We start from the raw sequence: 19,041 nt of genomic DNA, 5'->3' as shown, positions 1-19,041 counted from the left end.
AATTTTGTGTCTCAGATCTAGAATACATCTTCAGCGTTATTCCCAATCAGAGATTACTATCTCAGGTATTTGAAAATATTATTTCTTAAAATATTTGTTTAACTGAGGGCTGTAAATATCATTCTAATTACCAATGCTAAACATAGATATAAGTCTGTCCTTCTCTGAGATTACAGCTTGATAATCCCTTTGATAAGTTACTTTGCTCACAATCTAACAAATCATGGGCAGTGAAGCTATATATCAAGCATATTAATTTCATTGGAAAATTGATCTCGGTTGGTCACATCAACACGGGTAGAATGTAATTCGACTATTAAATTTAGTGTATTCAAAACGTGAAACTATTTGTTTTTCATACCCCGGAACTTACTCCTAGCAATCAAACACCTGATTGTGCGATCGCAGTTGATGTCTTACGGGCAACTAGTACAATGGCGACGGTTTTAGCTGCTGGGGGCGAAGCTGTGCAGGTTTTCAGCGATTTGGAACAGTTGATGCAAGTTAGCGAAAGTTGGGCTGGTGATAAACGATTGCGGGCTGGGGAACGTGGTGGGGCAAGGGTTCCTGGTTTTGATTTGGGTAATTCTCCCCTAGATTGCAGTTCGGAATTGGTAGGGGGAAAACGCTTGTTTATTAGTACAACTAATGGAACTCGAACTTTACAATGTATTCAAGCCGCAAATAGTGTTTTAACTGGCGCATTTGTCAACCGTGCCGCTGTTGTTAATTATGTGTTAAAAACTAAACCAGAAACAGTGTGGATTGTGGGTTCTGGTTGGGAAGGAAGTTATTCTTTGGAAGATACCGCTTGTGCTGGTGCGATCGCACATGGTATTTCTCAGCAATTAGACCAACCTCTAGTTAAGCTAGCTGGTAACGATGAAATGATTAGTGCGATCGCGCTTTACCAACAATGGCAAAATGATATCCTCGGACTTTTACATCATGCTAGTCATGGACAACGGTTGTTACGCCTAGATTGCCATGAGGATTTAAAATATTGTTCACAACTTGATACTTTAGATGTCTTGCCAATTCAGACAGAGCCTGGTGTTCTGAAGAAATTTTAATTAGCGGTTTCCTTCAAAATCCCACAGTTAGAGACGTTCCGGTGGAACGTCTTTATTTTCAATTTTTTAAATTTCAAATTCTACATCACTTGTCTATTAGAAACCTTAAACCCAACAAACTCGCCACAACTATCGTTGGTAATAAAACTAAAATTAAAGCATTACTAGCAGTTCCCGGAATCACAAAATCTTCTGTACCATATTTTATCAACAATGACAATACCGCAGAGAGTAAAATTACTTTTAAAACTAATCCAGTTTGACCGTTCATAAAATTAAATTCGCTAAAAGTACGGCTATACGCATATCGGGTGTGGGGTAGGTACGAAAACCCTCCTAACAAAGAATCCCTACAATGAGAACAAGTTTACAAACGTTTACATTGTGAAGTTCTAGCAACTAACACAACTAACAGCGAGGATATATAAGTGCCAGTTGAAACTAATAACAAAAAGCCAATGAAGTCGCCAAAAATCAGACAATTTGGTGGCAGTTTACTAATTTTACTATCAATATTATTAGTTCTGAATTTAGTTATCCCCAGTTTTTCAGGTCCAAAATTACCACAGGTTCCCTACAGCGACTTTATTAGCCAAGTGCAAGCAGGTAAAGTAGATAAGGCAATTGTGGGAAGCGATCGCATTCAGTACTCAATGCCGATTAAAACTGAAGATGGGCAAGATAGTCAACAGGTTTTCCAAACTACACCCGTCGCTATCGACTTAGATTTACCTAAAATTCTCCGCGACAACAAAGTGGAATTTGCTGCACCACCTCCAAGTCAAAATGGTTGGATTGGTACTTTGTTGAGTTGGGTAATACCTCCATTAATTTTCTTTGGAATTTGGGGATTTATTAGTCGTCAAGGTGGGGGTCCTGCTGCGTTAACAGTAGGCAAAAGTAAAGCTAGAATCTATTCAGAAGGTAGCACTGGTGTGAAATTCACCGACGTTGCAGGTGTAGATGAAGCTAAAGTTGAGTTAGAAGAAGTTGTAGACTTCCTCAAAAACGCTGATAAATATACCCGTCTTGGTGCGAAAATTCCTAAAGGTGCTTTATTAGTAGGACCTCCTGGAACTGGTAAGACTTTGTTAGCAAAAGCGATCGCAGGTGAAGCTGGAGTCCCATTCTTTAGTATCTCAGGTTCTGAGTTTATTGAGTTGTTCGTTGGTGTTGGTGCTGCGAGAGTTCGTGATTTGTTTGAACAAGCAAAACAGCAAGCACCCTGTATCGTCTTCATTGATGAGTTAGACGCACTCGGTAAATCGCGGGGTGGTAACAGTGGTTTCAGTGGTGGTAATGATGAACGGGAACAAACCCTGAATCAATTACTCACAGAAATGGATGGTTTTGATGCCAACACCGGTGTAATTATTATCGCAGCAACCAACCGTCCTGAAGTTCTAGATCCCGCCCTACGTCGTCCTGGACGCTTTGATAGACAAGTGGTTGTGGATCGTCCTGACAAAATTGGACGTGATGCCATACTGAGAGTTCATGCTCGTGCAGTCAAATTAGATACTGATGTTGACTTAACTACAATTGCCGCTAGAACTCCCGGTTTTGCAGGTGCAGACTTAGCCAACTTAGTTAACGAAGCAGCTTTGTTAGCAGCTAGGAAAAACAGTGATACTGTGAAAATGGCAGACTTTAACGAAGCCATCGAAAGAGTAGTAGCTGGTTTAGAAAAGCGATCGCGTGTTCTCAATGAAGTTGAAAAGAAAACCGTTGCTTACCATGAAGTTGGTCATGCTATCATCGGTACTTTGATGCCGGGAGCCGGAAAGGTTGAGAAAATATCTATCGTGCCTCGTGGTGTCGGTGCATTAGGTTATACACTACAAATGCCAGAGGAAGATCGCTTCTTAATGGTTGAAGATGAAATTCGCGGACGTATTGCCACACTTTTAGGTGGACGTTCAGCAGAAGAAGTCATCTTTGGTAAAGTCTCTACTGGTGCTAGCGATGACATTCAAAAAGCAACCGATTTAGCAGAGCGTTATGTCACACTTTACGGTATGAGTGACGAACTTGGTCCCGTCGCATTTGAAAAGAGTCAACAGCAATTCATTGAAGGTTATGGAAATCCCCGTCGTTCAATTAGTCCCAAAGTTGCTGAACAAATCGACTACGAAGTTAAAAAATTAGTTGATAATGCCCATCATATCGCCTTGACTATTCTCCAACAAAACCGCGACCTTTTGGAAACAACCGCACAAGAACTGTTGAATCGGGAAGTACTTGAAGGTGAAGAACTGCGGGGTAAGCTAAATCAAGCAGTTTCACCCACAGAATTTCCAGAATGGTTACGCAGCGGCAAAATCTCCGATGAACAACCCTTGATGCAAACCCTGTTGAATTAAATTATTGATTTGATTTTACATGCGAAGCTTGCACAACGTAAGTTCTTCACATAACTGCCAAAATCTAATATGCATGGTACCCTGAGCGAAGCCGAAGGGTACCATTTCTCACTACACTATCTCAATCCACTTAGAGAAGTCCTTGGCATAATTACCAAGAGAAAGCAAGTTAATCTCACTATCATTATGAGCTACCAGTCTGTCTGATGGCGTATTATATCCCCAATCTGCTAAAAACAATTTAACATCACTTAAATCAGGTTGAGCTTTCACTGACTGCAAAGTTTTTAATCTATCTTCAATAAACCAAATATTCTTATCTGTCTGCTCTCCATTATTTTGAATTTCTCGTAATATTTGAGATTTAGGACGTTTCAATTCCTTCCCAAAAATACATTCACGAGGAATATTAATTCCTTCTTTCTCTAACAATTTATGTGCAAATCGTCCTTCCTTAGTTGTAACTATATATAATTTTATATTACTTGAAATCATATCCTGAATTTTTTCAACCACACCTGGGTAAAATCTGTGTAAACTCATCCAGTCTTCTAAATCATGTTTAATCCACTCATCACGAATACCATCCAACTTCACCGCCAAATCTTGAGAATTAAGATCATTTTCTCTTAAAATCCTTTGTGTAATATTTACCCAATCTTTAAGTATTACCTCCTCTGATAGTTTTTCCGTTAATGCCTTAATTAATACTGGCATTTCCCAACCCGTCTCAATTACAGGTCTAAGACTATAAAAACCTGATGCTAAATCATCAGATGGAATCTTTTTATCAGGTATCCAAATTTGACAATAGGTTCTCCATGCTACCTCAAAATACTCAACCATGCCATCACAAATCACACCATCAAAATCAGATGCAAGAATTGTTGGAATTTCAAATACCATGAGTAGGAACCTTTAGTTAAAATAATTTCAAGCTTTAATAAACGTTGAGAGCGATCTGGAAAATTTTTCTCAAAGCCATTGTACTATTAGCCTGTACTAAAAAATAGGCTCTGAGACATTAGTTAACCTGATGTCTTACCATAATAGTAAACTACATTATCAAACACAATTGTCATTCATTAAAATCTTGATAAATCCTCGTAAAGTTAGTCAATAACTTCAACTATTTATCAACTTCCTTTAATCAAACTATTTTAACTTATTCTCAATACCTAAATTTCCCTGTAAACCACCAGTATGTACTAAAAGTAAACGACATCTACTAAAATACCCTTTTTTAATTAAATCTATAACTCCATAAAACATTTTAGCTGTATAAATATAATCAAGGGGAATGTTATGTATTTGTTCAAATTCCTGCTTAAAATTGACTAAATTTTGATTGACTTTCCCATAGCCACCAAAATGATAATCAGACATCAATTCAATATGCCCAGGTAAAGTCTTTTGCCCTTGTAAATATAATTGCATGAGCTTTTCAATTTCTAACTTTAAAAAACCTCCATTTTTGAGCACAGGAAAACCAATTACACGCTGACTTTTCCCTAGTGAAAGAGCAATACCTGTAAGAGTTGTAGCAGTCCCACAAGCTAAACAAACAACATCAAAATCCATATCAGAGTCGATGATTTCCGTACAGCCTCTAACCCCATTTAAATTACATCCACCTTCAGGAATAAAAAATGCATCTTCAAAAGATTTTTTTAAATTTTCTTGTATTAATTCTGTAGACTTTTGTTTATAAGCTTGTCTATCCAAATATATTAAATCCATGCCTTTTTTTACAGCAAAGCTGAGTGTCTGATTCAAAGGTTTATTTTCTTCACCTCTAATTATGCCAATGGTTTTAAATCCAAACAAATTCCCGGCTGCGGCTGTCGCATAAATATGATTTGAATAAGCACCACCAAAAGTAACTATTGTCGTAGAACTTGTGTCTTTAGCTTCTGCGAGATTATATTTTAATTTAAACCACTTATTCCCATTAATAAAAGGATGAATTACATCAAGACGTAATACATAAATATCTACTTGAAAAGAGTTTGCAACTTTACTCTCAATTTTTTGAATAATTGGTCTGCTAAAATAACTTAACTGTTGATCAGTAACGATACTCTTCATAATAATTATAAAAAAATAAATTCATAAAACTAAATATACATAATTCTAATTATTACTTATGTGATGACTGCGAATTTATGTGATTTATTTGAGAGTGGCAAACTAGGCAAATGCCCTTGAAAGTCTATTTCTGAGTTTTCTTTTGTAAATCCCTTAGTAATATTTCGATTACGTAATACTAATTTTATAATCCATCGTAAGTTCCACAATATACAAATTTATCCCACATAAATTTATTAGTGACTTATAAAACATTTTCTTAGTCAGTCCCAGAAAATAAATATAATATTCATTAATATCTCCAATTCCTAAGATCAGTGTCCAATAACCTACAAGAAACCCACATTAACCGCGCCCGTGCTAGTCTTCGTCAGTCGTTGTCGTGGTACGGTAATTTCATTAAGCCGGGACAAGTTAATGTCAGTACAGAGTTAGCACATTTAATAAAGTCTGATCTAGAAAGCCTTAACGCTGCACTTCAAAAATTAGAGCAAAATATAATTAGGATTGCAGCCTTTGGGCTAGTGAGTAGGGGAAAGTCTGCGGTTTTAAACGCTTTATGTGGGCAAAAGACCTTACAAACAGGACCCTTAAATGGTGTTACACAGTACCCACGTTCAATCCGTTGGCATTCCAGCGATAAAGTGGAAGTTGAACTGATTGACACTCCTGGATTAGACGAAATTGCTGGAGAATACCGAGATAAAATGGCGCGAGACGTTGCTAATCAAGCAGATTTGATTCTTTTCGTCGTCTCAGGAGACATAACTAATACTGAGTATCAAGCTCTCAAAGACCTGCGAAAATCTCACAAGCCATTAATTTTAGTCTTTAACAAAATTGACCTATACCCCGATACAGATCGCATATCTATACAGAATAATTTACAACGATTAAGTGCAGAAAATACTTTAGACGAACCATTAAAACTTGACCAAGTAGTCATGGTAGCAGCTGAACCGGCTCCTATGGAAGTGCGAATAGAGTATTCTGATGGGCGAGTCGATTATGAGTGGGAAACACCGCTACCACAAATTGATGAACTACGACGGGCTGTCCTAGATATTCTCAATCGTGAGGGCAGATCATTATTAGCCCTCAATGCTTTGATACAAGCGCGTCAAGTAGAAGCAATAATTGCCCAAAAACTCATTACTCACCATAACGAAGCAGCAGAAAAATTAATTTTGCAGTTTGCCAAATACAAAGCCTTGATAATTAGCTTAAATCCTATTGGTGTAATTGATATTGTGGCAGGAACAATAGCTGATTTGCTGCTGATCCGTTCTTTGGCAAAACTATATGGTTTGCCAGTTACAAGCTACGAAGCTGGAAAAATTCTTCAGAAAATCCTCTTGAGTTCCGGTAGTTTGCTGCTTACAGAGGTAGGAACATCTTTAATAATAGGTTTGGAAAAAAGTAGTTCAGCCATCGGATTTGGAGAGAACTTCAACAATATAGGCGGTTTTATCGGAACAGCGATCGCCCAAGGGGGAGTTGCCAGTTACGGAACCTACTCCATCGGCAAATCTGCCCAAGCCTATCTTCTAAACGGCTCTACCTGGGGGCAATTTGGCGTTAGCACTATCATCGAAGAGATACTGATTCAGCTTCCCAAACATAGAATCCCAAAAGAATTAGGGGATTGGGAGAAAAAAGTAAAAAAAGGGGTTGACAAGGAAATAGGCATAGGCTAAGTTAGATAGGTGCGAAACGGCAAACGCAACTGCCGAGCGCCAACCGAACCGAGAAAAAGTAATAGCTTGAAAAGAAAAGACAAATCCTCGTCAAAAAGATAATGAGAAGTCAAAAGGCAAAGCCTTGAGGACGAGAGATTCAGAAGCTTTGAAAGAAGAAAAAGAATTTCAGAAGAGCTAAACAAACGAATTTGATTTTGTTTTGAACAAAACGGAGAGTTTGATCCTGGCTCAGGATGAACGCTGGCGGTATGCTTAACACATGCAAGTCGAACGGGCACTTTAGGGTGTTAGTGGCGGACGGGTGAGTAACGCGTGAGAATCTAGCTCTAGGTCTAGGACAACCATTGGAAACGGTGGCTAATACTGGATGTGCCGGGAGGTAAAAGGCTTGCTGCCTAGAGAAGAGCTTGCGTCAGATTAGCTAGTAGGTGTGGTAAGAGCGCACCTAGGCGACGATCTGTAGCTGGTCTGAGAGGACGATCAGCCACACTGGAACTGAGACACGGTCCAGACTCCTACGGGAGGCAGCAGTGGGGAATTTTCCGCAATGGGCGAAAGCCTGACGGAGCAATACCGCGTGAGGGAGGAAGGCTCTTGGGTTGTAAACCTCTTTTCTCTAGGAAGATAATGACGGTACTAGAGGAATAAGCATCGGCTAACTCCGTGCCAGCAGCCGCGGTAATACGGAGGATGCAAGCGTTATCCGGAATGATTGGGCGTAAAGCGTCCGCAGGTGGTTTTAAAAGTCTGTTGTTAAAGCGTGAGGCTTAACCTCATAAGGGCAATGGAAACTATAAGACTAGAGTACGTTCGGGGCAAGGGGAATTCCCAGTGTAGCGGTGAAATGCGTAGAGATTGGGAAGAACACCGGTGGCGAAAGCGCCTTGCTAGGCCGTAACTGACACTGAGGGACGAAAGCTAGGGGAGCGAATGGGATTAGATACCCCAGTAGTCCTAGCCGTAAACGATGGATACTAGGCGTTGTCTGTATCGACCCGGACAGTGCCGTAGCTAACGCGTTAAGTATCCCGCCTGGGGAGTACGCACGCAAGTGTGAAACTCAAAGGAATTGACGGGGGCCCGCACAAGCGGTGGAGTATGTGGTTTAATTCGATGCAACGCGAAGAACCTTACCAGGGCTTGACATGTCCAGAATCTTGCTGAAAGGTGAGAGTGCCTTAGGGAGCTGGAACACAGGTGGTGCATGGCTGTCGTCAGCTCGTGTCGTGAGATGTTGGGTTAAGTCCCGCAACGAGCGCAACCCTCGTCCTTAGTTGCCATCATTAAGTTGGGAACTCTAGGGAGACTGCCGGTGACAAACCGGAGGAAGGTGGGGATGACGTCAAGTCAGCATGCCCCTTACGTCCTGGGCTACACACGTACTACAATGCTACAGACAATGGGAAGCTACACAGCGATGTGATGCGAAACTCAGAAACTGTGGCTCAGTTCAGATTGCAGGCTGCAACTCGCCTGCATGAAGGAGGAATCGCTAGTAATTGCAGGTCAGCATACTGCAGTGAATTCGTTCCCGGGCCTTGTACACACCGCCCGTCACACCATGGAAGCTGGTAGTGCCCGAAGTCGTTACCCTAACTGCTTGCAGAGGGGGATGCCTAAGGCGAGACTGGTGACTGGGGTGAAGTCGTAACAAGGTAGCCGTACCGGAAGGTGTGGCTGGATCACCTCCTTTTAGGGAGACCTACCCAACTTGAAGTGAATGAGGTTCAATGAATCTTCGGATGAATAGAGCCAGAGAATTCACATGAAGATGGTCATTCCTAGGTCGTTCGAGGAAAAAGTCATATAATCTAATCAAGCTATTAACGGTATCGGTAAAAAACTAACCGAGATTGAAGTCAGCACCTAAGTTCATCAGTGACAAAGAACTAATGAATCGGAATGCTGAGTAATGACTCAGTAAAGAACCATGAAAACTGCATAATAGAAGCGAAAAAGGTAGGTAGTACGAGAAGCTTGAGAGCGCGCAAGTGTGATTGAGTGAAATCGGAAACAGACAAAAGGTCAAAGGAATAAGGGCTGACGGTGGATACCTAGGCACGCAGAGGCGAAGAAGGACGTGGTTACCTACGAAAAGTTCCGGGGAGTTGGAAGCAAGCGTTGAGCCGGAAATGTCCGAATGGGGCAACCCAGAATACTGCCACCTGAATATATAGGGTGGAAAGAGCGAACCTAGCGAACTGAAACATCTTAGTAGCTAGAGGAAAAGAAATCAAAAGAGATTCCCAAAGTAGTGGTGAGCGAAATGGGAAGAGCCTAAACCAGAATGCTTGCATTGTGGGGTAGTGGGACAACGAGATGGAATCGGAAGGTTAGACGAAGCATTGAAAAGATGCACCAGAGAAAGTGAGAGTCTTGTAGTCGAAAGCTGAAAGATACTAGTTGAATCCCGAGTAGCATGGAGCACGAGAAATTCCATGTGAATCAGCGAGGACCACCTCGTAAGGCTAAATACTACTGCGTGACCGATAGAGAACAAGTACCGCGAGGGAAAGGTGAAAAGAACCCCGGGAGGGGAGTGAAAAAGAACATGAAACCGTCAGCTTACAAGCAGTGGGAGTCTGATTAAACGGATGACCGCGTGCCTGTTGAAGAATGAGCCGGCGACTTATAGGTACTGGTGGATTAAGCTATTAAGTAGCGAAGTCAAAGGGAAACCGAGTCTGAGAAGGGCGTTAATCAGTATTTATAGACCCGAACCCTGGCGATCTAACCATGTCCAGGATGAAGCTTGGGTAACACCAAGTGGAGGTCCGCACCGACTGATGTTGAAAAATCAGCGGATGAGGTGTGGTTAGGGGTGAAATGCCAATCGAGCCAGGAGCTAGCTGGTTCTCCCCGAAATGTGTTTAGGCGCAGCGGTTACGAATATAGCTTGGGGGTAAAGCACTGTTTCGGTGCGGGCTGGGAGACCGGTACCAAATCGAGACAAACTCAGAATACCAAGTGAACATGTAGCCAGTAAGACGGTGGGGGATAAGCTTCATCGTCAAGAGGGAAACAGCCCAGACCGCCAGCTAAGGTCCCCAAATCAACGTTAAGTGGCAAAGGAGGTGGGAGTGCACAGACAACCAGGAGGTTTGCCTAGAAGCAGCCACCCTTGAAAGAGTGCGTAATAGCTCACTGGTCAAGCGCTCCTGCGCCGAAAATGAATGGGACTAAACGTTGTACCGAAGCTGCGGACTTGTATTTAGGTATAAGTGGTAGGGGAGCGTTCTATAAGAAGAGAAGCATTAGCGGCAAGCAGGTGTGGATTTTATAGAAGTGAGAATGTCGGCTTGAGTAGCGCAAATATTGGTGAGAATCCAATACCCCGAAACCCCAAGGGTTCCAGAGGCAGGTTCGTCCACTCTGGGTTAGTCGGGTCCTAAGGCGAGGGCGAACGCCGTAGTCGATGGACAACGGGTGAATAATCCCGTACTAATTTATGTTTGTGCAGAGGGACGGAGAAGGTGAATGTCAGCCGGATGTTGGTTACCGGTTTAAGTGTCAAGGTGTTGAGAGACGGAGAAAACGTCTTGAGTTGAGGCATGAGTACGACCTGCTACGGCGGGGAAGTGGCATAATCTAGCTTCCAAGAAAAGCTCGGTGGCACGTTAAGCATAAATTACCCGTACCCGAAACCGACACAGGTGGGGAGGTTGAGTAAACTAAGGGGCGCGAGATAACTCTCTCTAAGGAACTCGGCAAAATGGCCCCGTAACTTCGGAAGAAGGGGTGCCCATAGCAATATGGGTCGCAGTGAAGAGATCCAGGCGACTGTTTACCAAAAACACAGGTCTCCGCGAAGTGTAATCACGAAGTATGGGGGCTGACGCCTGCCCAGTGCCGGAAGGTTAAGGAAGTTGGTCAGGGTAGAAATATTTGAAGCTGACGACTGAAGCCCCGGTGAACGGCGGCCGTAACTATAACGGTCCTAAGGTAGCGAAATTCCTTGTCGGGTAAGTTCCGACCCGCACGAAAGGCGTAACGATCTGGATGGTGTCTCGGAGAGAGACTCGGCGAAATAGGATTGTCTGTGAAGATACGGACTACCTGCACCTGGACAGAAAGACCCTATGAAGCTTTACTGTATCCTGGAATTGGGTCCGGGCTTGGCTTGCGCAGGATAGGTGGGAAGCGTAGAGTATATCCTTGTGGGGATATAGGAGCTAACGGTGAGATACCACTCTGGCGAAGCTAGGATTCTAACTGATGACCATAATCTGGTCAGAGGACATTTTCAGGTGGGCAGTTTGACTGGGGCGGTCGCCTCCCAAAAGGTAACGGAGGCGCGCAATGGTTCCCTCAGCACGGTTGGAAATCGTGCGGCGAGTGTAAAGGCAATAAGGGAGCTTGACTGCAAGAGATACATCTCGAGCAGGTACGAAAGTAGGTCTTAGTGATCCGACGGCGCAGAGTGGAATGGCCGTCGCTCAACGGATAAAAGTTACTCTAGGGATAACAGGCTGATCTCCCCCAAGAGTCCACATCGACGGGGAGGTTTGGCACCTCGATGTCGGCTCATCGCAACCTGGGGCGGAAGTACGTCCCAAGGGTTGGGCTGTTCGCCCATTAAAGCGGTACGTGAGCTGGGTTCAGAACGTCGTGAGACAGTTCGGTCCATATCCGGTGCAGGCGTTAGAATATTGAGAGGAGCCTTCCTTAGTACGAGAGGACCGGGAAGGACGCACCGCTGGTGTACCAGTTATCGTGCCAACGGTAAACGCTGGGTAGCTATGTGCGGAGTGGATAACCGCTGAAAGCATCTAAGTGGGAAGCCCACCTCAAGATGAGTATTCTTTTTACTTTAAGTAAGTAAGGTCACGGGAAGAACACCCGTTGATAGGCTCGAAGTCGAAGTTCAGTAATGGATGTAGCTCACGAGTACTAATAGACCGAGGCTTTGACCTTAACTAATTATTCGCTTCTATATGCAGTCTTCATGGTTTTTCCAAAACAGGAACAAAACCATACAGATTTCCTGGTGCTGATGGCGTGGTGGAACCACACTGAATCCATCCCGAACTCAGAGGTGAAACGCTACTGCGGCAACGATAGTTGGAGGGTTGCCTCCCGCCAAAATAGCTCGGCGCCAGGTCTATTCTTTTCCAAAGCCCCTTCCTATACACATCATAGGAGGGGGCTTTGCTTTTCTATGCTTTTTATTCTCTTGCCTTCCCTAACTTCTGGGCGTTCGCTCATTTTTGACCCGAAAATTTAATTAACCAGGTATCTCTCTATTTTTTTGTATGCGATAGCGCCAGCGCTGTTTCTTGGATGCCAGAATGGCTTTTGTCAGTTCGCAATGTTGCTGAGACTGATTTAGTCTAAACTCCAGTTCAAAAATCAGTTCAAAGTTCTTTGCTAAGATTGGATTTTGTCCCTGTTTTCGGTACATAGTTACAAACAGCACGCTTTAGTACTTATGGTCAGGGTGATGCAAGGATTTTGGGCTATCATACCGTCTTCTCTTGCACATGAATATACTTCTAGGGTCATTAAAACTAAGCGATCGCACTCTTGAGATTAAACCACAGACACTTAAGGCAGAGTGCAGTCAATATTACGAATGTGTCTTCGCGCTACGCGATCGCGTAATCATCCTGCCACGGGTTTCTTCAATTACACTTAAAGTTATCCGTTTCCCTAACCAATGCAAACTCGTCAAAACTATAAATGTGATAGCTATAATTAGCAAAGGTTGCTTACCCAATAATTCCTCCACACCCTTAGTTAATAAATGATCGGGTTGAGTAATAAAATCCCAAGTATTGAAACGTAAAAAGCGTCCCCAGTAAATACCAACTGCGCTCAAAGCATGGATAATCAATTCAGTTGTTAGTACCCATTCACCTTTCCCCCGCTGTTCTAGATAATAGCCAAGATTAATCAGTGAAATTACGTAAGCTTCAAATCCCGCAGAAATTACCAATATATAAAGGGGAATTACAACTAAAGTAATCATCCACACCGAATTTATCGTGCGGATATCATCAATTAAATGGATGACATCAGTCAATAAGTAGGGTGCATTGGGCAAAAAACCTATAAATGCTAAAAATCCCAACCACCAAGCAAATCTATTTCCGCTACGACTTCGTAACATCCAAATCATCAATGGTAAAATTACCAAAGTTGAAAATAGTAACAACTTGAGAAATGAGATGGAAAGTACTGCTGAAATTAAAAAGTATGAAAGAGTGCGAATGTATTTTTGATTTTCCGGTAAGCAAGCAAAAAGAGCCAAAAAGCCTAGGCACCAAGCCCAACCATTTCCCCGTCTACTGCGAAACAGCCACACGCTTAGAACTAAAGGTATAAAGGCTAGGAATAAGTTCCAAGTCATCCAACTTTCGTTTATTTGTAAAACTTGTATTACTCTGGCTAACAATTCGATTAGTTCCTCTTTCATAAATTATTCCTTAATTAGACTAAATCAAAAAATATTATTCTTCACCACCTTGAGGTAGCTTCAATCAAGTATGCAATCTAGAAGTTATTTTCCTATGACGAAGATATATATTTTTTGTGTCTTTGTGAAAACCAAAGCTATTTATGGCAGCCTATGGCTGCTGAGAGTGCCAAATATTCCCATAACAGCAAGGGGTTAATAATTTTTCGATGTTAACACAACTTTGAGAGATCCACAGAATGATTGGTCCAAAAGCTGTCATTGTGTAAAGCCCTTTGGGTATACAAGAAACGCGGAGCGTGTCTGCTAACCTGCGGGAACCCTAAAAGCGAACGGACTTATGCTTCATCGTTTCGCTCCATACCACTACCTGGAAGTAAACTACAGCGCTTCCGGCTATTATGCCATATAGCTTTTCTCCTTGCCCCTCTCGTATCATTGCTTTCAGCTTTTAGAATGTACCCCATAGCTGCTGCAAGTGCTGTATGCAATGACAATTGGGCATTTGTTTTTGTGGAGGTCTCTTATGCGATGTAATATTTACAGGATGAGCGATCGCATAACCGATGGAAGTAAATATAGCGCTTCTTTACATCAATACAAAAATACTAGGTATTTATCACTGGCTACATATCCCATATACTTTAGAGTGATCTATTAAATAAACTTTTATTAAGTGGGGATTAGGGATGTACATAGTGCAAATTGCCTCAGAATGCGCTCCTGTAATCAAAGCAGGGGGGTTAGGTGATGTAGTGTATGGACTCAGCAGGGAATTAGAAAATCAAGGACACTGTGTTGAGCTAATCCTGCCCATGTATGATTGTATGCGCTACGACCACATCTGGGGAATTCACGATGCCTACAAAGACTTGTGGGTACCCTGGTATGATGGGCAAATTCATTGCTCAGTTTACTGTGGTTGGGTACATGGCAGGGTGTGTTTTTTTATTGAGGCACATTCAGAAGATAATTTCTTCCATCGTGGTTGTTATTACGGTTGTGATGATGACAATATGCGCTTTGCCTTTTTTAGCAAAGCAGCTTTACAGTTTTTGCAACAAAGTAACAAATGTCCTGATGTAATTCACTGTCACGACTGGCAAACTGGTTTAATTCCGGTGATGCTATACGAAATGTATAAATATCACGGTATGGAGTATCAGCGAATTTGCTACACCATCCACAACTTTAAGCATCAAGGAATTTGTGGTAACGAAGTTTTAAAGGCAACAGGTTTAAATCGTCCAGAATATTATTTCCAATACGACAAAGTACGGGATAATTTTAATGGCTTTGCCCTAAATATGATGAAAGGTGGCATTGTTTATTCTAATGCTGTGACAACTGTTTCTCCACACCATGCATGGGAAGCTTTACATACCGAAATTAATTGTGGTTTGGGACATACTTTAGATATTCATCAAGGCAAGTTCCAAGGTGTTCTCAATGGAATTGATTTTGAATTTTGGAGTCCGGATGTTGATAAATATATACCCAATAACTATACAACAGAAGATTTTGAGCAAAAAGCCTATAACAAAAAAGCATTACGGGAAAGATTGAATTTAGATGATAGCAATAAACCTTTAATTGCGTATATTGGGCGTTTAGATGCTCAAAAAGGTGTCCATTTAGTTCACCATGCAATTTACCACGCACTGGAAAGACAAGCACAATTTGTCCTCTTAGGTGCAGCAACTGAACCCAGTATTCACAGTTGGTTTGCCCATGAAAAGAAATTTTTAGCTGATGATCCCGACGTGCATATTGAACTTGGTTTTAATGAGGAATTATCCCATCTGATCTACGCTGCTGCGGATATGATTGTTGTTCCGAGTAATTATGAACCCTGCGGTTTAACACAAATGATTGGTTTAAAATACGGTACAGTACCAATTGTTAGAGGCGTAGGGGGGTTAGTAAATACTGTGTTTGATTGGGATTATGATACGATGCATACCCCGGAAGAACGTAATGGTTTTGTGTTTTTTGAAACCGATAATTATGCTTTAGAATCTGCTATGGGTAGGGCAATTGATTTATATAATCTCAGTCCCGAACTATTCTGCAATTTAGCAATTCAAGGGATGAAATGCGATAATTCTTGGAAGTATCCGGCGGAAGATTATGTGGAAATTTATGAGACTATTCGTCATAAACATAACTGATTAATTTAGAATTAATCATGAGATGAAAATTTAGACCCCCGACTTCTTAAAGGATGCCATTGGCGAATTGGGGGTAACACCTAGTAGATCAAGACAGTAGTGAGTATGCAGTAGGCAGTGAGGGAAAGCCATTTATTACTGCGCCTTTCATCCTCAAATAATGGTCTAGTTGTTTACGCGATGCTGCACTAGGCAAGACCCCTTATTCGCCAATGGCATCATTCAACAAGTGGGGGATCTAAAACTTCAATGTTCACATGACAGATTCTGTACTTAACTATACTTTTGATCGCTCCCCAGTGTAAAAAGCTAGCAAATCATTAAGATTTAGTTAGATCATCAACACGAAACATTCTTATTAAATCATCAGGAGTATTTATTAACCTTGTCTAAAGCTGATTGTCAATATAATTACCATAACTTTACAAAGTCAAGATTTGCTCACAAAAAAAGTATAAAAAATTAGCAACTTTGGATGAAGACAGTGAACAATACCCATAGCTAGAACTGGAATTTTTCCCAAACACGCCAAACATCTTATGCAGCCTATTCGCACTTTTAACGTTTCACCATCATTACCAGAACGCTTAGAACCGTTACGGAAACTAGCGTACAACCTTCATTGGGACTGGAATGCTGAATCAAAAGACTTATTTCGCCGTTTAGATCCAGATTTGTGGGAGTCAAGTCACCACAATCCGGTGGCAATGCTTGGTACCATTAGCCAAGATCGGCTCACTGAAGTTGTGGAAGATGAGGGCTTTCTCGCTCAAATGGGACGTGCAGCGCAACAGCTAGAAGATTATCTTCAAGAACGGACTTGGTTTCAAAAGCAACGCACTGGTAAGCCTAAAGAATATTATGCTTATTTCTCCGCTGAATTTGGTTTAACTGATTGTTTACCCATCTACTCAGGTGGTTTGGGGGTTCTAGCTGGTGATCACCTCAAATCAGCTAGCGACCTGGGTTTACCATTATTAGGTGTCGGTTTACTGTATCAACAAGGTTACTTTGCCCAATACCTCAACGCTGATGGTTGGCAACAAGAACGCTACATCAACAACGATTTTCATAACATGCCGTTGCACCTCGAACGCAACGCAGATGGTTCAGAACTACGCATTGAGGTTGATTACCCAGGACGTAAGGTATATGCTCGTGTGTGGCGCGTTCAAGTAGGTTCGGTACCCCTCTACATGATGGATACCAATATCGAACCAAACAACGCCTATGATCAAGATATTACCGACCAATTGTATGGTGGTGATACCGACATGCGGATTCACCAAGAAATTATGTTGGGAATTGGTGGTGTGCGCTTGCTGAAGGCACTAGGATACGAAGTTACCGCGTACCATATGAACGAGGGACACGCCGCATTTTCTGCCCTTGAACGTACTCGCATCCTGATTCAAGAAAAAGGTTTGAGTTATGCTACTGCTAAACAGTTAGTAATCTCTTCCAATATCTTTACAACCCATACTCCCGTACCCGCAGGGATCGATCTATTTTCCCCCGATAAGGTTTTACACTACCTGGGTTACTATGGAAACATATTCGGATTATCCCCAGAGCAATTCTTAGAATTGGGCAGAGATAATCCTGAAGATGATGCTTCTGCCTTTAGTATGGCGGTTTTGGCATTGAAGATGGCAACCTTCTCCAATGGAGTTGCCCAGCTACATGGCGTAGTTTCCCGTGACATGTTCCAGGGTTTATGGAAAGATGTTCCTGTAGAAGAAGTTCCCATCGGTGCCATTACTAACGGTGTTCATGCCCGTAGTTGTGTATCCAAATCGACCCAGGAACTGTACGATCGCTATTTAGGACCAAACTGGTCATCAGTAGGAGTTGATAGTCCTTTGTGGGAACGCATGGATGCAATTCCCGATGAAGAATTGTGGCGGAACCATGAAAGATGTCGCCTAGATATGATTCTATATGTACGGGAACACCTAGTGAAGCATTTACGCGATCGCGGTGCCTCTTCATCGGTAGTTGCTCAAGCACAGGAAGTTCTTGATCCTAAAGTTTTCACCATCGGTTTTGCCCGTCGTTTTGCTACCTACAAACGGGCAACATTGTGGATGCGGGATATCGAAAGAATCAGAAAAATTTTACTGGCAAACAAAGACAGAAAAGTTCAATTTGTGATTGCTGGAAAAGCACACCCTAAAGATATCCCCGGTAAAGAATTGATTCAGGAAATCAACCACTTTATCCGCGAACAAGGTTTAGAAAAACAAATTGTTTTCGTTCCCAACTACGACATCCACATTTCCCGGTTAATGGTGGCAGGATGCGACATCTGGTTAAATACACCACGTCGTCCCCGTGAAGCTTCCGGAACTAGCGGAATGAAAGCTGCAATGAACGGTTTGCCTAACTTAAGTGTCTTAGATGGTTGGTGGGATGAAGCCGATTTTGTCCGCACAGGTTGGGCAATTGGACATGGAGAAATGTACGATGATGAGACATATCAAGATGAAATCGAAGCCAACGCGCTGTACGATTTACTAGAAAAAGAAGTAGTTCCCCTATTTTACGATCGTGATGCTGATGGTTTACCTCGGCATTGGATTGCTAAAATGAAAGATGCAATTCGCTTAAATTGTCCCTTCTTCAACACAGCGAGAATGGTGGGAGAGTACGCAGAACGCGCTTACTTCCACGCCAGCGATCGCTATCATACTCTAACTAGCGAAAACTACGCTCCAGCCAAAGAACTAGCTGAGTGGAAAAATAAACTTAGCCAAAATTGGTACAATCTCAAAATCAAAGATATCAACGTCTCATCTGATAGTGATATTAAGGTTAACCAGACTGTCACCGTCCAAGCTAAAATCGACTTAGCAACATTAACCAAGGATGATGTACAGGTAGAATTATACCAAGGTGCCATCGATGCCAGTGGTGAAATCGTCAACGGCGAATCTGTAGTCATGGAAAACCAAGGTATCGACTCCCATGGTTTAAGCACTTACACCGCAGATGTAGTCTATGATACATCAGGCTTGCAGGGCTTATCTCTGCGAGTATTACCCAAACACAAATACTTATCCAGTGCTTACGAACCCCGGCTAATTGTTTGGGCACATTAATAATTCAGTATTACTGAGATTTTGAGGACAGGCTGTAAATGCCTGTCCTATTTTTTGGGAAAATCCACAACTATGGCTCTAAAAAAACTAAAACACGTAAATAATCAGGTACTATTGTTTGGGATTTAAT

The 19,041-nt window shown here is 42.1% G+C and carries 9 protein-coding genes and 3 rRNA genes; 8 read left to right on the top strand and 4 right to left on the bottom strand.

Annotation, left to right across the window (positions count from 1 at the left end; translation table 11 throughout):
• Positions 1-338: 338 nt before the first annotated feature.
• A complete protein-coding gene (locus tag CAL6303_RS20755; RefSeq protein WP_015199794.1) occupies positions 339-1,073 on the top strand; it encodes a 2-phosphosulfolactate phosphatase family protein in 735 nt (244 codons plus the stop codon).
• A gap of 85 nt (positions 1,074-1,158) precedes the next feature.
• On the opposite strand, the gene CAL6303_RS29450 is transcribed toward CAL6303_RS20755, so the two are convergent.
• The gene (locus CAL6303_RS29450) at positions 1,159-1,344 is read right to left on the bottom strand and encodes a hypothetical protein (protein ID WP_083866333.1); all 186 of its coding nucleotides are present in this window, start codon (positions 1,342-1,344) and stop codon (positions 1,159-1,161) included.
• Positions 1,345-1,501: 157 nt separating this feature from the next.
• Between CAL6303_RS29450 and ftsH the strand changes: the two genes are divergently transcribed.
• Positions 1,502-3,436, top strand: a complete 1,935-nt coding sequence (gene ftsH / locus CAL6303_RS20745) for an ATP-dependent zinc metalloprotease FtsH (RefSeq protein WP_015199792.1) — start codon at positions 1,502-1,504, stop codon at positions 3,434-3,436.
• Positions 3,437-3,547: 111 nt separating this feature from the next.
• Here ftsH and CAL6303_RS20740 read toward each other — a convergent pair whose 3' ends face one another.
• Together CAL6303_RS20740 and CAL6303_RS20735 are read right to left on the bottom strand one after the other, a co-directional pair.
• Complete coding sequence (locus CAL6303_RS20740; RefSeq protein WP_015199791.1) at positions 3,548-4,342, bottom strand: HAD family hydrolase; 795 nt, start codon at positions 4,340-4,342, stop codon at positions 3,548-3,550.
• 249 nt (positions 4,343-4,591) lie between these two features.
• On the bottom strand, positions 4,592-5,524 hold the full coding sequence (locus CAL6303_RS20735; RefSeq protein ID WP_015199790.1) for a 1-aminocyclopropane-1-carboxylate deaminase/D-cysteine desulfhydrase: 933 nt from the start codon (positions 5,522-5,524) through the stop codon (positions 4,592-4,594).
• A gap of 317 nt (positions 5,525-5,841) precedes the next feature.
• Here CAL6303_RS20735 and CAL6303_RS20730 point away from each other — a divergent pair, with 317 nt between their 5' ends.
• The 4 genes from CAL6303_RS20730 (at position 5,842) to rrf (ending at position 12,325) form a co-directional block, all read left to right on the top strand.
• Complete coding sequence (locus CAL6303_RS20730) at positions 5,842-7,221, top strand: GTP-binding protein (RefSeq protein WP_015199789.1); 1,380 nt, start codon at positions 5,842-5,844, stop codon at positions 7,219-7,221.
• Positions 7,222-7,429: 208 nt separating this feature from the next.
• Positions 7,430-8,917, top strand: a 16S ribosomal RNA gene (locus tag CAL6303_RS20725).
• A 330-nt stretch (positions 8,918-9,247) separates the two neighbouring features.
• A 23S ribosomal RNA gene (locus tag CAL6303_RS20720) occupies positions 9,248-12,138 on the top strand.
• Between the two features lie 69 nt (positions 12,139-12,207).
• Positions 12,208-12,325 (top strand): 5S ribosomal RNA (gene rrf / locus CAL6303_RS20715).
• Together the 16S, 23S and 5S rRNA genes form the textbook arrangement of a ribosomal RNA operon.
• Before the next feature lie 465 nt (positions 12,326-12,790).
• Here the strand turns inward: rrf and CAL6303_RS20710 are convergent.
• Positions 12,791-13,411 (bottom strand): DUF1361 domain-containing protein, encoded by a 621-nt coding sequence (locus tag CAL6303_RS20710; protein WP_415748908.1) that lies wholly within the window; start codon positions 13,409-13,411, stop codon positions 12,791-12,793.
• Between the two features lie 917 nt (positions 13,412-14,328).
• Here CAL6303_RS20710 and glgA point away from each other — a divergent pair.
• Together glgA and glgP are read left to right on the top strand one after the other, a co-directional pair.
• On the top strand, positions 14,329-15,810 hold the full coding sequence (gene glgA / locus CAL6303_RS20705; protein ID WP_015199786.1) for a glycogen synthase GlgA: 1,482 nt from the start codon (positions 14,329-14,331) through the stop codon (positions 15,808-15,810).
• Between the two features lie 539 nt (positions 15,811-16,349).
• A complete protein-coding gene (gene glgP, locus CAL6303_RS20700; RefSeq protein ID WP_015199785.1) occupies positions 16,350-18,911 on the top strand; it encodes an alpha-glucan family phosphorylase in 2,562 nt (853 codons plus the stop codon).
• Positions 18,912-19,041: the final 130 nt, after the last annotated feature.

This window comes from Calothrix sp. PCC 6303, from assembly GCF_000317435.1.
Taxonomy (GTDB): domain Bacteria; phylum Cyanobacteriota; class Cyanobacteriia; order Cyanobacteriales; family Nostocaceae; genus PCC-6303.
The sequence above is the reverse complement of the archived record's forward strand: the minus strand, read 5'-3'. Positions and strand labels throughout refer to the sequence as shown.

Bases quoted from the DNA above. Each gene is read 5' to 3' on its own strand.
- CAL6303_RS20735 (WP_015199790.1), bottom strand. From the start codon at position 5,524: ATGAAGAGTATCGTTACTGATCAACAGTTAAGTTATTTTAGCAGACCA.
- glgP (WP_015199785.1), top strand. From the start codon at position 16,350: ATGCAGCCTATTCGCACTTTTAACGTTTCACCATCATTACCAGAACGC.
- glgA (WP_015199786.1), top strand. From the start codon at position 14,329: ATGTACATAGTGCAAATTGCCTCAGAATGCGCTCCTGTAATCAAAGCA.
- CAL6303_RS20740 (WP_015199791.1), bottom strand. From the start codon at position 4,342: ATGGTATTTGAAATTCCAACAATTCTTGCATCTGATTTTGATGGTGTG.
- CAL6303_RS29450 (WP_083866333.1), bottom strand. From the start codon at position 1,344: ATGAACGGTCAAACTGGATTAGTTTTAAAAGTAATTTTACTCTCTGCG.